The sequence below is a fragment of the Gemella haemolysans genome (genome assembly GCF_901873445.1).
Lineage (GTDB): Bacteria > Bacillota > Bacilli > Staphylococcales > Gemellaceae > Gemella > Gemella haemolysans_C.
The window spans coordinates 1-17485 of the sequence record NZ_CABFLN010000032.1 but is presented as its reverse complement, the minus strand read 5'-3'; the positions used below and the strand labels follow the sequence as shown (position 1 = coordinate 17485).

The following is a 17485-nucleotide window of genomic DNA, read 5'->3' as shown; positions in this document are numbered from 1 at the left end:
TTGTTAAGTCTTTGTCCACCATCGCTAAGACGAGTTAGTCCATCGGTTAGACGTTTAGAACCATTAGCAAGTTCATTAATCCCATTGCCGAGTTTTATTCCACCATCGCTAAGGCGATAAAGTCCGGCAGTTAGTCTCCATGATCCTTCAGATAGTTGGTTAATACCACTACCAAGTCTTTGCCCGCCATCGCTAAGGCGATTAAGTCCATTAGAAAGTCGGCTAGACCCATCAGCAAGTTGGTTAATACCGTTGCTAAGTCTTTGACCACCATCACTAAGGCGACCAAGTCCATTAGAAAGACGACCAGAGCCATCGGTAAGTTGATTGATACCACTTCCGAGTTTTTGACCACCTTCGCTAAGACGACCAAGTCCGGTATTCAGTTGATTTGAAGCATCAGCTGCTTTGTGAAGAGATTCTCCAATCTCAGAAAACTTGCTGTATAAAGTAGCTGTATAAGTTTTTACAACTTGATCCTTAACAGTGTTTGTTAGGTTACTTGCTACAGTTTCCATGATTTTCTCACCATTTTTACTTTTTGTAAAATTGGTAGTAAAGTCGATGTTCATTTTTTCTGGGTTATCGTTTGATAAAGATGTAGCATTTTTAGAAAAATTCTGTGGAATTGTAACTACCATATAGTAGTCTCCTTCGCGTAGTTCTTTATCGGCTGTATCTTTATCAACGAATTGCCAACTTACTTTTTTGTTTTCTTTTAGTTTATTGACCATTGAATTTCCGACTTCTAGAGTTTTCCCATTAAAATCTACTTTTTGGTCTAGATTAACAACCCCAACTTTCATATTTTCGGTGTTGCCATATGGATTCCAAACGGATTTTAGGAAGGTTCCTGAATATAAAATAGGAACTAGAAGAACGATAGCCATGGTAGCTTTTAAACCTTTGCTCTTTAAAAGGCTACTAAATTCTTTTTTTATCATAATTCCTCCTAAGAAATTTCATCGATGAAATTTCATTGCATTGAATTTGATGATATGGTTTCATATCACTTAAGATATTTTACAATCTTATATACTAAAAGTCAAAATATTTTTAAGTAATAGCAAAATAATTATGTTTAATATTAAAGTATATTATATATAATAGAGATAGAGATTATAACTATTAAATAAATTTTACGTTCAAGAAATTGCCTTGTTATTAAGTTTTTGCTAAGTGATGTAATTATTATGTAACCTTATGAAGAAATATATATTAATTAAAATAATTTAGTTAATATATATCGTAAAAAATCCTAATTAACGAAAAAAATAGTTCACTATTTTTGGAAAGGGGGGTGTTTAAAAAGTTATATTTATAGAAAAAAATAATTATTAAAAAATATGTAAAAAGGCAGCTATCTCTTTGATAGAGGATAACTACCCTTTAGGTTATATTGTTTAGGGTGTTGCGTGAGCAATTTTATGTTCTAATAAATTTTTAAAGCAGATTTGTGCATCTTTTAAGTCTTTTGGATCTGGATGTTTTTTAGATTCTTTAACCATATCTACAAGGTCTGGTGTAACTTTGTGAATGAAGTTTGGGTCATGCCAAGCAAGGATTTTGAAAACTATCATAACCTTTGGATCAACTTTACCTTGGCAAACAAATGTTTCATGGATTCTATTATTTCTTTCTTTCATAAATGCGATATAATTGTTAATAGAATCATCAGCGTGATAATGTTCACGAGGGACACCGCAAGTTAAGAATAGTGCTACGTCTTTTCCGTGAATTTCTTGTTGATCTACGAAGCGTTGCATATTTTTATTAGCATTTGTTTTGTCTGTCCATGCTCCTAAAATATAAAAGTCATATTCTTTCTCTAGTTTTTTTCGTTGTTTTTTTATGTCGAGTAAATCAATTTCCCCTTGATCTTTTATCTGTTCATAGATAGCCTCGGCTACTTTTTTAGTATTTTTTGTTTTACTAGAATAAGCAAGTAAAATTTTCATAATTTATCCTCCCACTTAGGATATGGAAATAATTATCCTGTAAGTTGATTCCGTATTTATTAAATCTATATAATTATTATATCAAAAAAATTAAACGTTTTAAATAGCTAATTGAAAATCGAAATCAATTATAATTTGATTTTATAAAAAATTAAAAAAAATTGAAAACCTAACCTGAGGGAGTGCTATTTGTAATGTAAAAATAAGAAAAAATTAATTGTTTGTGATAAAATACTTATTAAGAAATATTGCGAGGATGGATAGAAATAGTAATGGATAGATTGTTTGAAGTGACAAGTTACGCATCTTTTATTGTGTATCATATAGAAGCAATGGACAAAATTAAACTTCCTAAAAGGATGATAAAAGAATATGTTAATCTTCAAAAAACGGTAGGCAGTTTTCCAGGAGAGTTGGAGTATGTAGCTAGTTTTTATGATGAAAAAACAGGAAGTAGTGGTACATTATTTGAAAATACTGTTGAAGAAAATTATATTTTAGCTTATACAGGAACAAATTTTTATTTTGATAGACAAAAAGATATGTATACTGATGTAGTTGGTATATGTTTGGGTCAAGGAGAGCATCTAACTTCATGTTATAGATTTTATACACGTATGAAGAAAAAATATGGGGATAATATTATTTTAACAGGTCATTCTTTAGGTGGAAGTATTGCCCAACGTGTAGCGATTGAGTATGATGTAAAGGAGAGTGTAGTTTTTAATGCTGCACCGATATATCTAATTGGTGGTATAGATATTTTTATGGATAAAGAAGTTGATGGAGAATTGTACGCTACACGTATGAAAAAGTATCTTAGAAATATGAAGAAAATCGCTATTAAGAAAGCTTCTTTTACAGGTTCTGTTAAGAGAATTGTTTCGGAGTATGATATATTTACGCGTATAGCTGAGTTGCTTTCTATTGGTTATTATGTGGGTGATGAAATTATAGTTAAAGAAGCGGGAATGCACGGGATTAAGAGTTTCTTAGATATATATATATAAGAAATCATTTGATGCGACTTTTGAGAAAAAAGAAGATGAAAGTTTTTTATCGGGTGAATATAAGGATTTTAGTTTAGCTGAAGTAAGTATATTGAGTAATTTTTCTGAAGAACGTATTACGGAATTAGAAAATCAATTAAATGTACTGCTTACTAGTGATACTGTAATATCTAATTTGAATAAAAATCCATATAATGTTAAATTTGAATTTTTTATAAAAGCAATATTAGAAAACATAGAGAAAGCTAAAGAGAAGTTAGAGGATATACGATAGAATAATAGTTCAAGAGATGAGTATCTTTATTTCAAAAGGGATGTTATGTGTACAATGCAGGATAACCTCTACTTGTTTAAACTGAATATATATGTGTCCAGAATTTTGGGTATACATCAAAATCGACTTTGTCGAGTTACCTCCGATGAAATTTATTTTCTGAAAGAGTGATATTTGAGTTGTTCTCAATGACATGTTAGATGTCATAACATTCCTATTACTAAATCGCTTGCTTAAAGTTGTAACTTATCAGAAAAAAATGATATAATATAGTTGGCTATATATATTCTTGCAGTGATGTAAGAATATATTATATAAACTATTTTAAATAAATAAAAGTGTACTTTAAAGTATTTTTTTATAAAAAACATAGTGAAGAGGGGCTGACCCAAAAGTCCAAAATTTTAACAGAGTGTATATGAGAACTCATAGACGCAGTGGTTTATTGATATCTAAATTCGCTTTATAAAAGCTTTTTAGATATCTAATAAACTTTGCGGGGGTGACTCTAAAAAATCGATTTCTACGAAATCACGATTTTTGAGTCACTCCCTAGTATAAATCTAAGGAGGAAGAAAATGGCAGAATATAAAATACTAGTAGTCGATGATGAAGAACCGATTGCTAACATACTAGATTTTAATTTAAAAAAAGAAGGTTATGATGTAATAGTCGCTAATGATGGAGAAAAAGCAGTAGAGCTTGCTTTTAGTGAAAATCCTGACTTAATTTTACTAGATTTGATGTTGCCGAAAAAAGACGGAATGGAAGTATGTAGAGAAGTACGTGCTAAAAAGAATATTCCAATTATTATGCTAACAGCAAAAAATAGTGAGATAGATAAGGTTCTAGGATTAGAATTTGGAGCTGATGATTACGTGACTAAACCATTCTCAACGCGTGAGCTTATGGCGAGGGTTAAGGTAAACCTACGCCGTGTTACTAAGCAACAAGAAGAAGTTGTAGAGGAAAAAAGTGGTGGTGACCTTGTAATCAAGGATATTGTTATTTATCCAGAAGCTTATGTTATTAAGAAAAATGGAGAGGAAATCGATCTTACACGCAGAGAATTTGATTTGTTCTATTATCTTGCTCAACACCGTGGACAAGTTTTAACACGTGAAAATCTACTGCAAACAGTGTGGGGTTATGATTACTTTGGTGACGTGAGAACAGTCGATGTAACTGTGAGAAGATTACGTGAGAAAGTAGAAGATGATTCATCGCAACCTGAATATATAATGACACGTCGTGGTGTAGGTTACTTTATAGGTGAAGAGTAATGAGTTTTTTCGGTAAGAAATTCAAGAAAAGATTCTTTTCATCAATCCGAACTAAGTTCGTAATAGTATATGTATTGGTTAATATAATATCATTGCAACTTATTGGATTGTTCTTTACAACACAATTAAGAAATAGTAACGTAAATACATTTGAACAGAATATTATGGAGCAAGAGAAAATCCTTAATTACCATGTTCGAGAAGAAATCGATAAAATTAACGGAAAGAATGCAGAAGACTCGAAGGTTTTAGAGAATAATGCTGATCAAAATGATACTGCTAATAGTAGTCGTGATTCAAAAAGTGGAATTGCAAAACTAGTCAGTGAATTTAATATTCAAAAACTATTGTTAGTTAATGTTATAGATAATGATTCGAAAATTTTGGCTAGTTCTTCAAAAAATGGAAATGATGAGTATCTTGCTAAGAGATCGTTTGATCCGCTTGTAAGCCAAGTTATAAAAACAGGAGAAAGTACGAAACAGATTCAAAATAATGCTGATAGTAATAAGCGTGTTTGGATCTATGTGAGTCCTGTAAAAAAAGATAATGAGGTTGTAGGTGTAATCTCTCTTATGGCAGATATAGAGAGTGTGTACCAAGAGGTAAATAGTATTTCGAGAATCTTTATAGTAGGAACTATATTGTCGATATTAATTACTACTGTTATAGGATTTGTTGCTTCAAAAACTGTAACGAGTTCCATTGAAAAAATGAGTTCGCAGGTTAAGAAGATGGCCTTAGGGAATTATGGTACGGTAGTTGGTATAGATGCAGATGATGAAATCGGTGATCTTGCCAAAGTATTTAATCAGATTTCTAGGAGAATTGAAGAAGAACAGGCTGTGACTGAGATAGAGCGTAGGAAACTGGCGACTATCATCGAAAGTATGATGGACGGGATTATTACAACTGATAATAACGGAAGGATAATTCTGATAAATACTAGTGCAGAGGATATGCTAGGTGGACGTGATGATGAGATTTTTATAGGAAAAGATGTTCTGAAGATTCTTAATATCACGGAATATGAAAGTATAGAAGAGATACTAGAAGCCGAAGATAGTCTTCTTGTTAATACTTCAAAAACTGATGACGAGCTACTTTTACGAGCTGAAATTTCTAAGATTGAAAAAGAAGATACAGAAGATTTAACGCAAATGTCTACGGAATTAGAAGGGTACATTATAGTACTTTATGATGTAACAGATCAGGAACGTCAGGAAAAAGAACGACGCGAGTTTGTATCGACTGTATCTCATGAACTTCGTACACCTCTAACGACTATGAATAGTTATATTGAAGCGTTAGAAGAAGGTGTGTTGGAAGATAAGGAGCTTGCTCCTCAGTTTATAGATACTATTCATAAAGAAACTACGCGTATGATAAGAATGGTAAATGAACTTATGCAACTTGGGAAAATGGATATTAAAGAAGAGCATTATGAAAAAGAGTTCATCGATATAAATAAAATGCTTGAGCAGATTACAGATAGATTTGCACTAACACATCCAGAAAAGAATTTTATAAAACATATTTCTAAAACGCCGATATTTGTTGAAGGAGACCAAGATAAACTTACACAGGTGTTTGACAATATTGTCAATAACGCAATAAAATATTCTCCAAATGGTAAGAATATTACTATAAGAGTTAGACAGAATTATCACCATAATAGGGTGAGTATTTCTATAAAAGATGAAGGGGTAGGAATACCTTTAGTTCACATTGATAAAATCTTTAATAGATTTTATAGAGTTGATAAGAGTAGACAAAGAAGTATGGGTGGAACAGGTTTAGGATTAGCTTTAGCTAAGACTATTGTAGAAGCTCATAAAGGTCGTATTTGGGCACAAAGTAGAGAAGGTTATGGAAGCATAATATTTGTAACACTACCTTGTGAACAAATAGATGATGAATGGTTATAGAGGTGAGTAGTATGAGAAGTAGAAAAAAGGAAACTGTAAAATCAGTAATTTTAGGCATACTTGTTTTACTAAGTTTGACTTTATCTTATCTTATTATTACTTATCAACCAGATTATGAAATTTTCACAAAAAGATCTACTCAAAAATCAGTTGATTCAAATAAAAATAACCTTTTAAACTTCCTTATACCCGATAGTGTCGTGAAGAATCAGGAAGGAGCAAGGGAAGAAACTATAATTCAAAATACAATAACAAAAGTAGCGAGTGTAGAAGGAGTCAAAGATAAAAAAGTATTAAAAGAGTTATTGTCGCTACTTTCGGATAGTGAGAGTACGGAATCTAGGGTTAGAAACCGTAACATAGAAGATATTACGACTAATAACGTTGAAAAAATATTGATAAATTATCAAGTTACTCTAGACTCGGCACTGCTTAAACCGTTATTTTTTTCTGAAGATAATTCGAACGTGAGTTTAGAGTTTGATACTATAGTTTTATTAAAAGATAGACCTAATATGATTTATCTATATAAAAAAGACGATAAAAACTATCTTCAAATTACTTTAAAACAAGATATATATGAAAAAATAAATAGTAAGTTCAATGAGAAAAAGCAAAATTATGCGAAATACAGTTTGAATAATAAATTCATATATTTAAAAGAGGGTGATGAGGATAATGTTATTGATGAATATAGTGCTGAAGATGTTAATTTAAATAGACTGGCGAAAGATATTTTTGAGAAAAAAGATAATCTTAGAATTAGTAATGAAGATGAAGTAACCGATGGATATGGAATATTAAGAGTTATGAATAATAGATTAGTATATACAAATCCATCTAATGAAGGTGGTCGTGAGGTAGGTGCTACTATCGCTATTAATAATACTATTAGCTTTTTAGAGTTAGGTTATGTTGGGGACACTAATTATCAACTGACAACTGCTTTAGAAGGGATTAGTATTTTCCAAGAAGCATATAAAGATTCTATAGCTTTTAGTAAAGATGGTCATGCTGATATTATTTCAGAAGATAATAGTAGTGGGATATATAAACTGACCTCACCGAAGAAGTTGACTAAGACTTATCTTTCATCGAAAGAAGCGGAATTGTATTCTGTAGAAAAAACTGAGTATGTAATAAATTATCTTTATGAGAGAGTTAATTTGAAAGAAATAGGTGATATAGTTTTAGGATATGATAAAACTTACAACAAAGATAGAAATAGTTTTAGTTATACTCCTGCATGGTATGTGAAGTATAATGATAGATATGTAAGTTTTAAAAAACTAAAAGAAATGATAGATAAGGGAGAGAGACTATGAATTGGGGCAAGATGAAAACATTATTTATTTACCTATTTATTGCTTTAAATGCGGTCTTATTAACTTTTTATGTCTATACAGTTCAAAAAAATAAAACCGAGATTGTCCAAGAAAAAGAAATCATAGAGCGTTCTATGAAAAATGATAATATAACAGTTGAAGAAAATGCAACAAAACGTGATAATCTTGGGTATGTTAATGTAACTATTTCTGACTTGAAAGATTTTAAAAGAGAAGAGAGTGGATTGAAATTCGAGGTTGAAAATGTAGATAAAACATCAACTCTAAAGGTTAGTTCAGAAAATGCTATAACTAATGTTAACAAAGGCAGTTATAGAGCTGAACTAGACTCATTTTTACTTGAAAAATTGAAGTTGAGTGCAAACTATGTATTCTCTAGTTACAATGCTAATAAAAACGAGGTTATTTATGAACAACAGATTGACAGTTTTAGAGTATTTTCTAATAAAAATGCTAGGATTGTCTTTAGTGTTGAGAGTAATGGGGATATAAAACATTTTACTTTAACAGGAGTTTCTAACATAAGAAAAGATAAAAATGAAACTCTAGTTGCATCTAATCAAGCTATAAATAGGTTATATCATGAAGATTTAATTCCAAAAAATTGTAGAGTTCGTGCTACATTAGGATATTATACTTACATTTCACAAACAGAAAACCAAGTATTAATACCAACTTGGAATGTTGAAATAAGTGATAAAGATGGTCAGGTGAGCAACTATTATGTGGATGCTATAAACTTGAATATTTTAAACAGAAAAGGACATAGTTCATAGATAGGTATAAAAAAGCTATCCATCACATCTGAGTGGTGGATAGCTTTTTTTTAGATATGTTATTAGTCTGCTAAGTAAGAACGTAACATCCAAACATTTTTTTCTAATTGAGTTTTTAGACCTAATGCTAAGTCAGAAGTACCTTGATCTCCTTCTTCTTCAGCTACACTCATAAGGTGAGTTAAGTCATTGATTAATAGTTCGAAATCGTGGAATACAGCTGCAACCATTTCTTTAGTTGTTTCTTTTTCAGTTGCTTCTTTGATTGTTGCGATTTCTAAAGCACCTTTAAGTGTAGAAACTGGGCGTCCTCCGATTGCTAATAATCTTTCAGCAACTTCATCTAAAGATTCAGTTGTGTAGTTGTAATAGTTCTCAAATACTTCGTGTAGTGTGTAAAAGCTACGTCCAGTTACATACCAGTGGAAGCTGTGTAATTTTGTGTATAATACTGTTAAATTTGCTACAAGTTTGTTTAATTCTGTTTTACGTGTCATTTTAAATTCTCTCCTTTATTTTGTAATTTATGCTTAAATTATAGCACCATAAGTACGTTATGTAAAGTTTATAGACTTATAATAGTTATTGAGAATTATTATCTAAAATAAAAGTTGATTTGACAATGTTTTCCAAGGCGAAAAATTATAAATGATAATCAGTATCGAAGGCAGTTGTTGTATTTTTGGAGTAATAAGTTGAAATTAATCTAGTGAATTGTTAAAATAAAGCAGAAAGGAGTGCTTTTAATGGCGAAGTTATGTGTATTTTTAATAAAATTATATAGAAGGCATATATCACGTTATACAAGACCTACATGTAGATTTTCACCAACATGTTCGTCTTATGCAATGGAAAGTTATAAAAGGTTTGGTTTTTTCCTGGGGACTTACTTAACTGTAAAAAGACTTTCAAAGTGTCATCCTTTCTATAAGGGAGAGTATTTTGATAATGTTCCTTTATTTAAAAGGGAAATATTTAAATTTAATAGAAAAAAATAAAGAGGTAGCTGAAATCAGCTGCCTCTTTATTGGGCGAAATTGTTATATTTGGATAAAAATTTTGGAATGTTGATTGATTTGTTGAAAAGATAATAAGGGGTTGTTTCAACAATATAACGAGTTTTATTAATGTATTTGCAGGTAAATCCTCATAATTACCCACAAACAGTGATTTTCATTGCAAAAGTGAGGTAAATCCTCATAATTACCCACAAACAGTGATTTTCATTGCAAAAGTGAGGTAAATCCTCATAATTATCCACATATGCAAGAGCTAAAGCTATTTATCAATGCTATTTCCAGCATCTAACCATGCGGCAATTCCGCCCGGGAATCTATAGACATTTTTATATCCAGCCTCTTTTGCTAATACTGCTCCGACGTGGCTTCTTTCACAAGCGACAAATCCACAATAGATAACGATTTTTTTATCCTTATCTGAACCTAAAGTTTTTAAGAATGCTTCTTTTTCCTCTGGTTTTAAATCTTTCATTTCTTTAGGTAAACCAGCGTTAACAGCGCCTTTGATTTTTGTTTTTTCGAAGCGATCAGAAGGAATGGTGTTGATTAAAATCATATCTTCTTTGCTATCGATAGATTTTTTTAATTCGTCTGCACTTATTAAATTATAATCCCCAGTTTTTGTAGCTTTAACAAGTTTTATGGATGCTTTTTCCACTTCGTTTTCTTTACCATCTTTTGCGGAACGGTTAAGTCCATCGCCACTGCTACAACCAACTAAAGATACAGAAAGTAGTATGCTCGATAAAGCTAAAGTAATTTTATTTTTTTTCATGAATTTGTTCCTCCTTTAATTTTCACTTTTATTATAACATAAAAAACACTAACTATAAACAAATTATGTAATAAAATTTGATTTAATTAAGATAATGTATAATTGTTATTGTTGCTTTTAATATATGTAAACTAAGAAATGTAATCTAAAACATATAAAAAATAATATAAAATTAATGTGTTTATTAATTTTGTATTTCAAATAACGTAAGATGACGAATTTATATTTTTTGCATAAAAGTAAACTCAGTTGCTAGCTAGTAGTAACTGAGTTATATCTTTTTACAGTATTTATTTATAAAATATTACTTTTTACTAAATATACTTTTAACGAAATTAAGAATTTTGGTTTTACGACTTGTTTCTTTGTTGGCTAACATTTTTTTAACGAAGTCAGGCATTTCAGGTTTTTCGCCGTCTTTCTTGTTAGCCAGCATTTTTTTAACGAAGTCGGGCATTTCAGGTTTTTCACTATCCTTTTTATTAGCTAGCATCTTTTTAACGAAGTCAGGCATCTCGGCTTTCTCTTTATCCATCTCATTAAATGTTGTTTTTTCTGGATTGTGATAGATAAAAGGATTATCTTTATTATCGTTAATTGCAGAAACTAGAGCTTTTATTAAACGAGCATCATAGTTAGGCATTGGTGGTCTATGATATGCTACTTCAAATTCTTCGCAAAGTTCACGACATTCAACATCATTATCAAAAAGGATTTCAATATGTTCACTTATAAAACTAAGTGGTACAAATATATAGTGTTTTGGATGCTCTTTTTGGTCTCTTAAATATTCTAGTACATCCGGCTTAATCCACGGCATACCGATATCACTTTCACTCTGCCACGTATTTGTATAGTTATCTTTATCAAGTCCTATTTTGTCTGCTATAATCCTAGTCATATCAAAGATTTGATCAACATAAGGGTCGTTATATTTTAAAGCAATTTCAGGCACGCTATGTGCAGAAAAAATTACTTTGTAGCTATCATCTTTAATTTCTGTATTGATAATTTTTTTGATTTCATCAGCCCAAAATTCAATTAATTTTTCTTCTTTATACCAAGATTTTATTATATTAAATTTGATTTTATCACTCTTAATAAATCTTTCATATCCCATAATAGAATAGAATGAATAATGAGGTTCTAAAATTAAACAAATACATTCTTCAATATTGTCTTCTTCCATTTTTGAAATTACATCCGGGATATATGGAGAAGAGAATTTATTTGCGAAGTATACTCTATATTCATCTTGTACAGCCTCTTTTAACAAATTAACTTCTTTAAGTGTTATTTCTTGAAGGGGAGAACCTTCGATGCGAAGATAGTTTTTTAATAATAAGTTGATTTCATCATCGTTAGGACGAACTCCTCTTCTAATATTCGTGAAAAATTTAGCTACGCCTTCAAATGTATAATCCTCAGGTGTTCCATATGTCATAACTAAAATAGCTTTTTTCATTATTTAACCTCTCATAATTGTATAGTTATATACGATTATACCACTTTTTGTACTAAAACACACGTTTTTTTATATTATTACAGAAATTATTATCAATTACAATATCATATTAATTAAACTTAAATTACTTAGACTGTTATATTTGTGTAGTAATTATGTAGGGGGTAAGTAGAAATATATCAGAGTTATAAAGTGTAAGAAATCATAAAAAACTATTGCAAAAACCTTAGAAAAGTTATAATATATAAGATAACTAAAAAGTACACTAATAAGAGAGTTTTAAAATCTCCGATTGGTAGTTGTAAAAAGGAGGAAGTGTTTAAGTGAGAAAAAAAATATTAGGAGCAATAACATTTATGGCTGCTGTAGGTGGAGTTATTTATATGAAAAACAATCCTAAATATAAAGAGATAGTTAGAATTGTAAGAACGGCGGATGCTCGTGGTTTTTATGAGAAAATAATTTTAGAAAAAGATAAATTGGCATTTACTACAAAAGCTAAAATAAAAGATTATAAGATTGATTATGAGAGTATTAGAAGTGTAGGGGAGAAAATCTACGCTAGATTAATAGTTAATAATGATGAGAAGTTAAATATTGATACGGTACTTGATGAAAAAGATGTGAATGTAGAAGAAGTAGCACATTCGGAAAAATTAGATGAACTATTGAGTGAATAAGATAGTTGTAGGGTGTAAAAATAATTTTGGAATAAAATATTCCCTAGGAAATAATAAAAAAGGAATCCTCCATTACAGTAAGGTGAGTGTAATGGAGGAATTTTTCATGGTTAAATTAATTGTTTAGTTTTATTTTTATGCAAAACGACTGCGAATACTTGTTGGTATTGATCTATAAACACTCTTAGTAACGAAGAATAAGAATGTTACTAAAGCACCTTTTAATAGGTTGAATGGTACGATACCAACAGCTACAATAGTTTTTATGTTAGTCACAATGTCTGCTAGATTCATAATATATCCATACGCTGGAAGTAACACGAAGTAGTTAAGTAATGACATGAATAATGTTATTGCTAGTGTTCCTAAGACTCCACCAATAATAGTTTTAGCAGTACCTTTTTTGTAGAAAAGTACGATAATACTAATGAAAGTAAATTCAACTACGATATTGGCAATTGATCCGATTGGTTCATGTGATAATAATGCGAAGTGTAGGAAGTTTTTTAAGAATGACACTAAAAGTGCATCTTTGTAACCTAATAATAACAACGCCATGAACAGCGGAATAAACGTGAAATCAAATTTTAGAAATGGTGGCAAGAATGGCACAGCAAAACTAAAAAAAGATAGAAGTAGAGCAATAACTGCAAGCATACCACTTAAAACAAGTGAATGAACATTTTTTTTGTACATATTAAATCCTCTTTCCTATCTTCATAGGCAAAAAATAACCGCAATATAATTTTTAAAAAGGTGCATTTAAAATCTATATTAGATATAAAAAACACCACTTTAAAAAATTTAAAGCGGGACTGAAAGGTATGAAAAATAAGCATTGCACAATACATTGTATGACAAATATACATATGTAGTAAGGTTATATGTGCAAGTTTATTAATTCTATATCTTCTATCATCCAGACTGTACTGTCGGTTTTGGAATTTCACCAAATCAGCTTGCGCTCGCGGACTTTAACCGCCGGTCGGGAATTTCACCCTGCCCCGAAGATAATTTAATTATTTATTATAGGTTTATTATAAACCGAAGACTTTAGTTTGTAAAGAGAAAAGGCTTAACTTTTTTTAATAGATAGAAGTAGCTCAGAAATAAATTTTCTGAGCTACTTAAATACTTTATTTTTAGAAATTATTCTACTGTTACTGATTTAGCTAAGTTACGTGGTTTATCCACATCTAAACCTTTAGTATAAGCTGCATAGTATGCGAATAATTGTGTAACAACGATACTTGCGATTGGAGCAAGATCTTCATTTACGTTAGGAATAGCATAGTCACCTTTACGAGCTAATTTTTCTAATGTAATGATTAGAGTATTAGCTCCACGGCTAGCCACTTCACTTACGTTACTACGTGTATTTAAGTCTAGTTTAGCGCTTGTAATAAGAGCCACTACTGGTGTTCTTTCTTCTATAAGAGCGATTGTACCGTGTTTTAATTCTCCTCCGGCAAATCCTTCTGTTTGAATATATGAAACTTCTTTAAGTTTTAAAGCTGCTTCACATGCACTATAGTAGTCGATTCCACGTCCGATATAGAATGCATTGCGTTCTGTGAATAAGTTTTTAGCTAAGTCTTTGATAGTTTTTGTATCATCTAAGATTGATTCGATTGCTGAAGTAATTACTGATAACTCTTGCTCGATATCAAATTTAGGTTGTTTAGAAAGTTGTTTAGCTACTTCGTAAGCTAATATACTTAATGTTGCGATTTGAGCAGTATATGCTTTAGTAGATGCAACTGCGATTTCAACACCTGCGTGAAGTAATAATGTATAGTCACATTCACGAGATAGAGTTGAAGCATCAACGTTAGTAAGTACTAAGAATTTATAATCTTCATTTACACTACGCAATTTTGTTAGTACTGCACGAAGGTCAGCTGTTTCTCCTGATTGAGAAAGGAAGATGAACATTGGGTTTTTAGATAATAATGGTACGTTGTAAGCAAATTCTGATGCTAGGTGTACTTCTGTTGGGATACCAGCCCATTTTTCGAAGTAGTTTCTTCCTACTAAACCAGCGTTATAACTTGTACCACATCCAATAATGTATAATCTATCCGCATCTTTTACGTTGTTAATAATTTCGCTGTCAATATTTACATCGTGTCCATCGAAGTAGTGAGAGATGATATTACGCATAGCTCCTACTTGCTCGTTAATTTCTTTAATCATGTAATGCTCGTGGATACCTTTATCAATTTCTCCAGCGTTTAAGTTAGTTGAGAAACTTTCACGTTCCACGGCATTACCTTCTCTATCTTCGATAGTTACGCTATCTTTTTTCACGATAACAATTTCACCGTCGTTGATTTCTAAGAAGTTGTTAGTGTACTTAATCATTGCTAAAGCATCACTACCAACATAATTTTTATTTTCTTCTCCTAGTCCAATAAGAAGTGGACTTTTGTTTTTTGCTACATATAATGTATCTTTATCTTCTGTGTCGATTAAACAAAGTGCATAAGATCCTTGCAACTTAGATACAGCTTTTTTGAAAGCTTCTTTAGTTTCAAGACCACGATCGCTGTATATTTGAACTAATTGAACGATAACTTCAGTATCAGTTTCAGAAACAAGTTCTATATCTTTGAAAAATCTATCTTTAAGTTCTTGGAAGTTTTCGATAACTCCGTTGTGAACTAAAATAAAACGTTTGTTGAAGCTTTGGTGAGGGTGAGAGTTAGTTGTGTTAACTCCACCGTGAGTAGCCCAACGAGTATGACCAATACCTAACTCTAGGTGAAGACCTTCAGGTATTAGGGCTTCTAGGTTTTTAATACGACCTACAGATTTAGTAACACTAGCCTCTCCGTTAACAACACCAGCAATACCAGCTGAGTCGTATCCACGGTACTCAAGACTACTAAGTCCATCAATTAAAAATTTAACTCCATTTGCTTCTCCAACAAATCCTACAATTCCACACATATAAAAAATTCCTCGCTTTTTTCTTTATTTAATTAATCTCTCATAGAAAGTACTATGAAAATTATATTCACTCAAAAATATTGTATTCCTCCTAGTTTATGTTAACCTAAAAGAAAGTAATATGAGTCTAATAGAGAGAGGATAATGATTTTGAAGGGCAAGTTTTTTACGTTATACTTCCTTAAAAACCAAGTTGCTGTTGCATACGCTATAGCTATGAGTTAATCGTTAGGTTTCTTGAATCAAAAAGATGAAAAGAAACCTTATCGAGTAACTTAGACAACAGCTACTCAAAATATAAGGAATGAAATGACGAAATATTTTGTTAGTAGCCACTGTAACTATTTCGTCGTCTCTTCGTTCCTAGAAATAGTAAAATCTACCCCAGCAGTGGCAACTAAAGTTTTTACGTCATTCTTCCTTAAAACTAAGTTGGGAGTGACTTAAAAATCGCGATTTCGAAGAAATCGATTTTGGCAAGTCGCCCCCGCACAGTTTATTAGATTTCAAAAGAGCTTTTATAAAGCGATCTTTGAAATCAATAAACCACTGCGTCTAAGTACGACTTAACATATTTTATAAAATATTATACTCTTACTTACCTAAGTATCTTGTCGTCACTATGTTCCTAAAGATACTTAGGTACACCCCAGCAGTGGCAACTAAAGTTTTTACGTCATTCTTCCTTAAAAACTAAGTTGCTGTTGCATACGCTGTACCTAACTATTTCGTCGTCTCTTCGTTCCTAGAAATAGTAAAGTGCACCCCGTTGTACATTATCTAACGAAACTCTCTGGTTCCGAAAAAGCATCCGCCGAATTTTCGATAACTTTTTTCCTCGTCAACTAAGCTCAATTTAACCTTTAGAACTTAGTTCGGGCGCTATAATTATAAATTCAAATTACCTCCTAATATTTTAATTGTACATATTATTATACTAGATGAAAAGGGCATTGTAAACTGAAAGGATATATTTACATAAACTTAGATATTAAAATAAAGTATCTAAAAATTTAACCTTAATTTTTATAATTGTAGAAGTATAAGATTGAATAAAAAAACCTACTCACTCGGTTTTGAGCAAGTAGGGAATTTTATTATTCTTGTTTTTGTGAATCAGTAGCTACTTCTTTAGCGTTTTTTACTTCATCAGGAAGGTTGATTTCTTTAACGTTATTTACGTTAGAATATTTGATGATTTGTTTAATTTTCATCGTAGTTGGGTTTGAAGTATCTTTAGTTGCAAGTTCCATTGTTATTTCGTTGTTGACTGGTGTGAAGTCTTTAGTAACAACAAGTTTAATTGAAACGTTTTTGAAATCAACGTTGTTAAATGCACTAGCAGTTACTTCGCTACCTGAAGACGCGTTAGCGATAGCAACCATAAGATCTTTGAATTGATCACCATTTCCTGTATATGTTAGTACGTAGTTTCCGTTTTCTTCAGTTTTCTTGAAATCTTTAGCGATTTTTTTATAGAATTCTAAAATTTTATCTGAATTAGCAATCTTTTTAAGATTTTCAAATTGTGCTGTTATATTGTTGTTTGAACTTTTAACCCATTCGTTTTGTCCTGTTGATTTTGCATAAGCTGTTCCATCTTTAATGTACAATTCTAATGTTTGGCTCTGTCCTTGAGCTTTTACATCAGTAGTTGCTTTCATTGCAAGTGGATCCATGATTAATGAACCAGATACAGTATTTTCAATTGTTTGATTTTGTTCACCAACTAAAATTTCAGATTGGTTTGTAGCTTCGAAATCTGTACTCTTAATATTTTTAGATGATTCTACTGATTTATTGACGATTTGTTCTGCGGAAGTTCCCATGCCACAAGCAGCAAGAGTAACTGAAAGAATAACCGTTGCAATAAGCAATAGATATTTTTTTAGTGATTTTGTCATGTGTATCTCCTTAACATTAATTAAAATAGACTAGTATAAGGAATCTATTTTTATAAATTTATTTTTATAGCATTATTCTATCATATTATAGCTGATATTACTATATTATAAGTCT

Annotated in this window: 14 protein-coding genes, 1 pseudogene and 1 riboswitch; of the genes and pseudogenes, 7 read left to right on the top strand and 8 right to left on the bottom strand. The window is 31.0% G+C overall.

Going from position 1 to position 17485, the window contains the following annotated elements; all coding sequences use genetic code 11:
• Window positions 1-944 (bottom strand): YhgE/Pip domain-containing protein (locus JX287_RS05210; protein ID WP_204643186.1); only part of this gene is annotated, 944 nt, incomplete at its 3' end.
• 459 nt (window positions 945-1403) lie between these two features.
• Entirely contained in the window at window positions 1404-1958 is a 555-nt protein-coding gene (locus JX287_RS05205) for a flavodoxin family protein (protein ID WP_204643184.1), read from the bottom strand.
• Between the two features lie 272 nt (window positions 1959-2230).
• Here JX287_RS05205 and JX287_RS05200 point away from each other — a divergent pair.
• From JX287_RS05200 to yycI, 5 genes and pseudogenes are all read left to right on the top strand, one after another.
• Window positions 2231-3242 (top strand): annotated as a pseudogene (locus tag JX287_RS05200) (hypothetical protein).
• Between the two features lie 578 nt (window positions 3243-3820).
• Window positions 3821-4525: a response regulator YycF gene (gene yycF, locus JX287_RS05195; protein ID WP_204643182.1), complete on the top strand. Its 705-nt coding sequence runs from the start codon at window positions 3821-3823 to the stop codon at window positions 4523-4525.
• Complete coding sequence (locus JX287_RS05190; RefSeq protein ID WP_204643180.1) at window positions 4525-6453, top strand: ATP-binding protein; 1929 nt, start codon at window positions 4525-4527, stop codon at window positions 6451-6453. Before yycF ends, JX287_RS05190 begins: the two co-directional genes overlap by 1 nt.
• 11 nt (window positions 6454-6464) lie before the next feature.
• Window positions 6465-7778, top strand: a complete 1314-nt coding sequence (gene yycH / locus JX287_RS05185) for a two-component system activity regulator YycH (protein WP_204643178.1) — start codon at window positions 6465-6467, stop codon at window positions 7776-7778.
• Window positions 7775-8575, top strand: coding sequence for a two-component system regulatory protein YycI (yycI, locus tag JX287_RS05180; protein ID WP_204643175.1), 801 nt, complete (start codon window positions 7775-7777; stop codon window positions 8573-8575). Before yycH ends, yycI begins: the two co-directional genes overlap by 4 nt.
• 62 nt (window positions 8576-8637) lie before the next feature.
• Here yycI and JX287_RS05175 read toward each other — a convergent pair whose 3' ends face one another.
• Complete coding sequence (locus tag JX287_RS05175; protein ID WP_204643165.1) at window positions 8638-9072, bottom strand: Dps family protein; 435 nt, start codon at window positions 9070-9072, stop codon at window positions 8638-8640.
• Window positions 9073-9321: 249 nt separating this feature from the next.
• On the opposite strand from JX287_RS05175, the gene yidD reads away from it, so the two are divergent.
• On the top strand, window positions 9322-9573 hold the full coding sequence (gene yidD / locus JX287_RS05170) for a membrane protein insertion efficiency factor YidD (RefSeq protein ID WP_204643163.1): 252 nt from the start codon (window positions 9322-9324) through the stop codon (window positions 9571-9573).
• Window positions 9574-9853: 280 nt separating this feature from the next.
• On the opposite strand, the gene JX287_RS05165 is transcribed toward yidD, so the two are convergent.
• Together JX287_RS05165 and hemH are read right to left on the bottom strand one after the other, a co-directional pair.
• Window positions 9854-10369 (bottom strand): rhodanese-like domain-containing protein, encoded by a 516-nt coding sequence (locus JX287_RS05165; RefSeq protein WP_204643161.1) that lies wholly within the window; start codon window positions 10367-10369, stop codon window positions 9854-9856.
• Between the two features lie 304 nt (window positions 10370-10673).
• Window positions 10674-11834 (bottom strand): ferrochelatase, encoded by a 1161-nt coding sequence (gene hemH / locus JX287_RS05160; RefSeq protein ID WP_204643159.1) that lies wholly within the window; start codon window positions 11832-11834, stop codon window positions 10674-10676.
• Window positions 11835-12157: 323 nt separating this feature from the next.
• Here hemH and JX287_RS05155 point away from each other — a divergent pair, with 323 nt between their 5' ends.
• Window positions 12158-12514 (top strand): DUF1310 family protein, encoded by a 357-nt coding sequence (locus tag JX287_RS05155; RefSeq protein ID WP_204643152.1) that lies wholly within the window; start codon window positions 12158-12160, stop codon window positions 12512-12514.
• A 135-nt stretch (window positions 12515-12649) separates the two neighbouring features.
• Here the strand turns inward: JX287_RS05155 and JX287_RS05150 are convergent, their stop codons facing one another.
• The 3 genes from JX287_RS05150 to JX287_RS05140 form a co-directional block, all read right to left on the bottom strand.
• Window positions 12650-13210, bottom strand: coding sequence for an ECF transporter S component (locus JX287_RS05150; protein ID WP_204643150.1), 561 nt, complete (start codon window positions 13208-13210; stop codon window positions 12650-12652).
• A gap of 207 nt (window positions 13211-13417) precedes the next feature.
• A riboswitch (FMN riboswitch) is annotated at window positions 13418-13530 on the bottom strand.
• Window positions 13531-13663: 133 nt separating this feature from the next.
• Complete coding sequence (gene glmS / locus JX287_RS05145) at window positions 13664-15466, bottom strand: glutamine--fructose-6-phosphate transaminase (isomerizing) (protein WP_204643142.1); 1803 nt, start codon at window positions 15464-15466, stop codon at window positions 13664-13666.
• Window positions 15467-16563: 1097 nt separating this feature from the next.
• Window positions 16564-17370: a DUF6612 family protein gene (locus tag JX287_RS05140; RefSeq protein ID WP_204643140.1), complete on the bottom strand. Its 807-nt coding sequence runs from the start codon at window positions 17368-17370 to the stop codon at window positions 16564-16566.
• Window positions 17371-17485 lie beyond the last annotated feature (115 nt).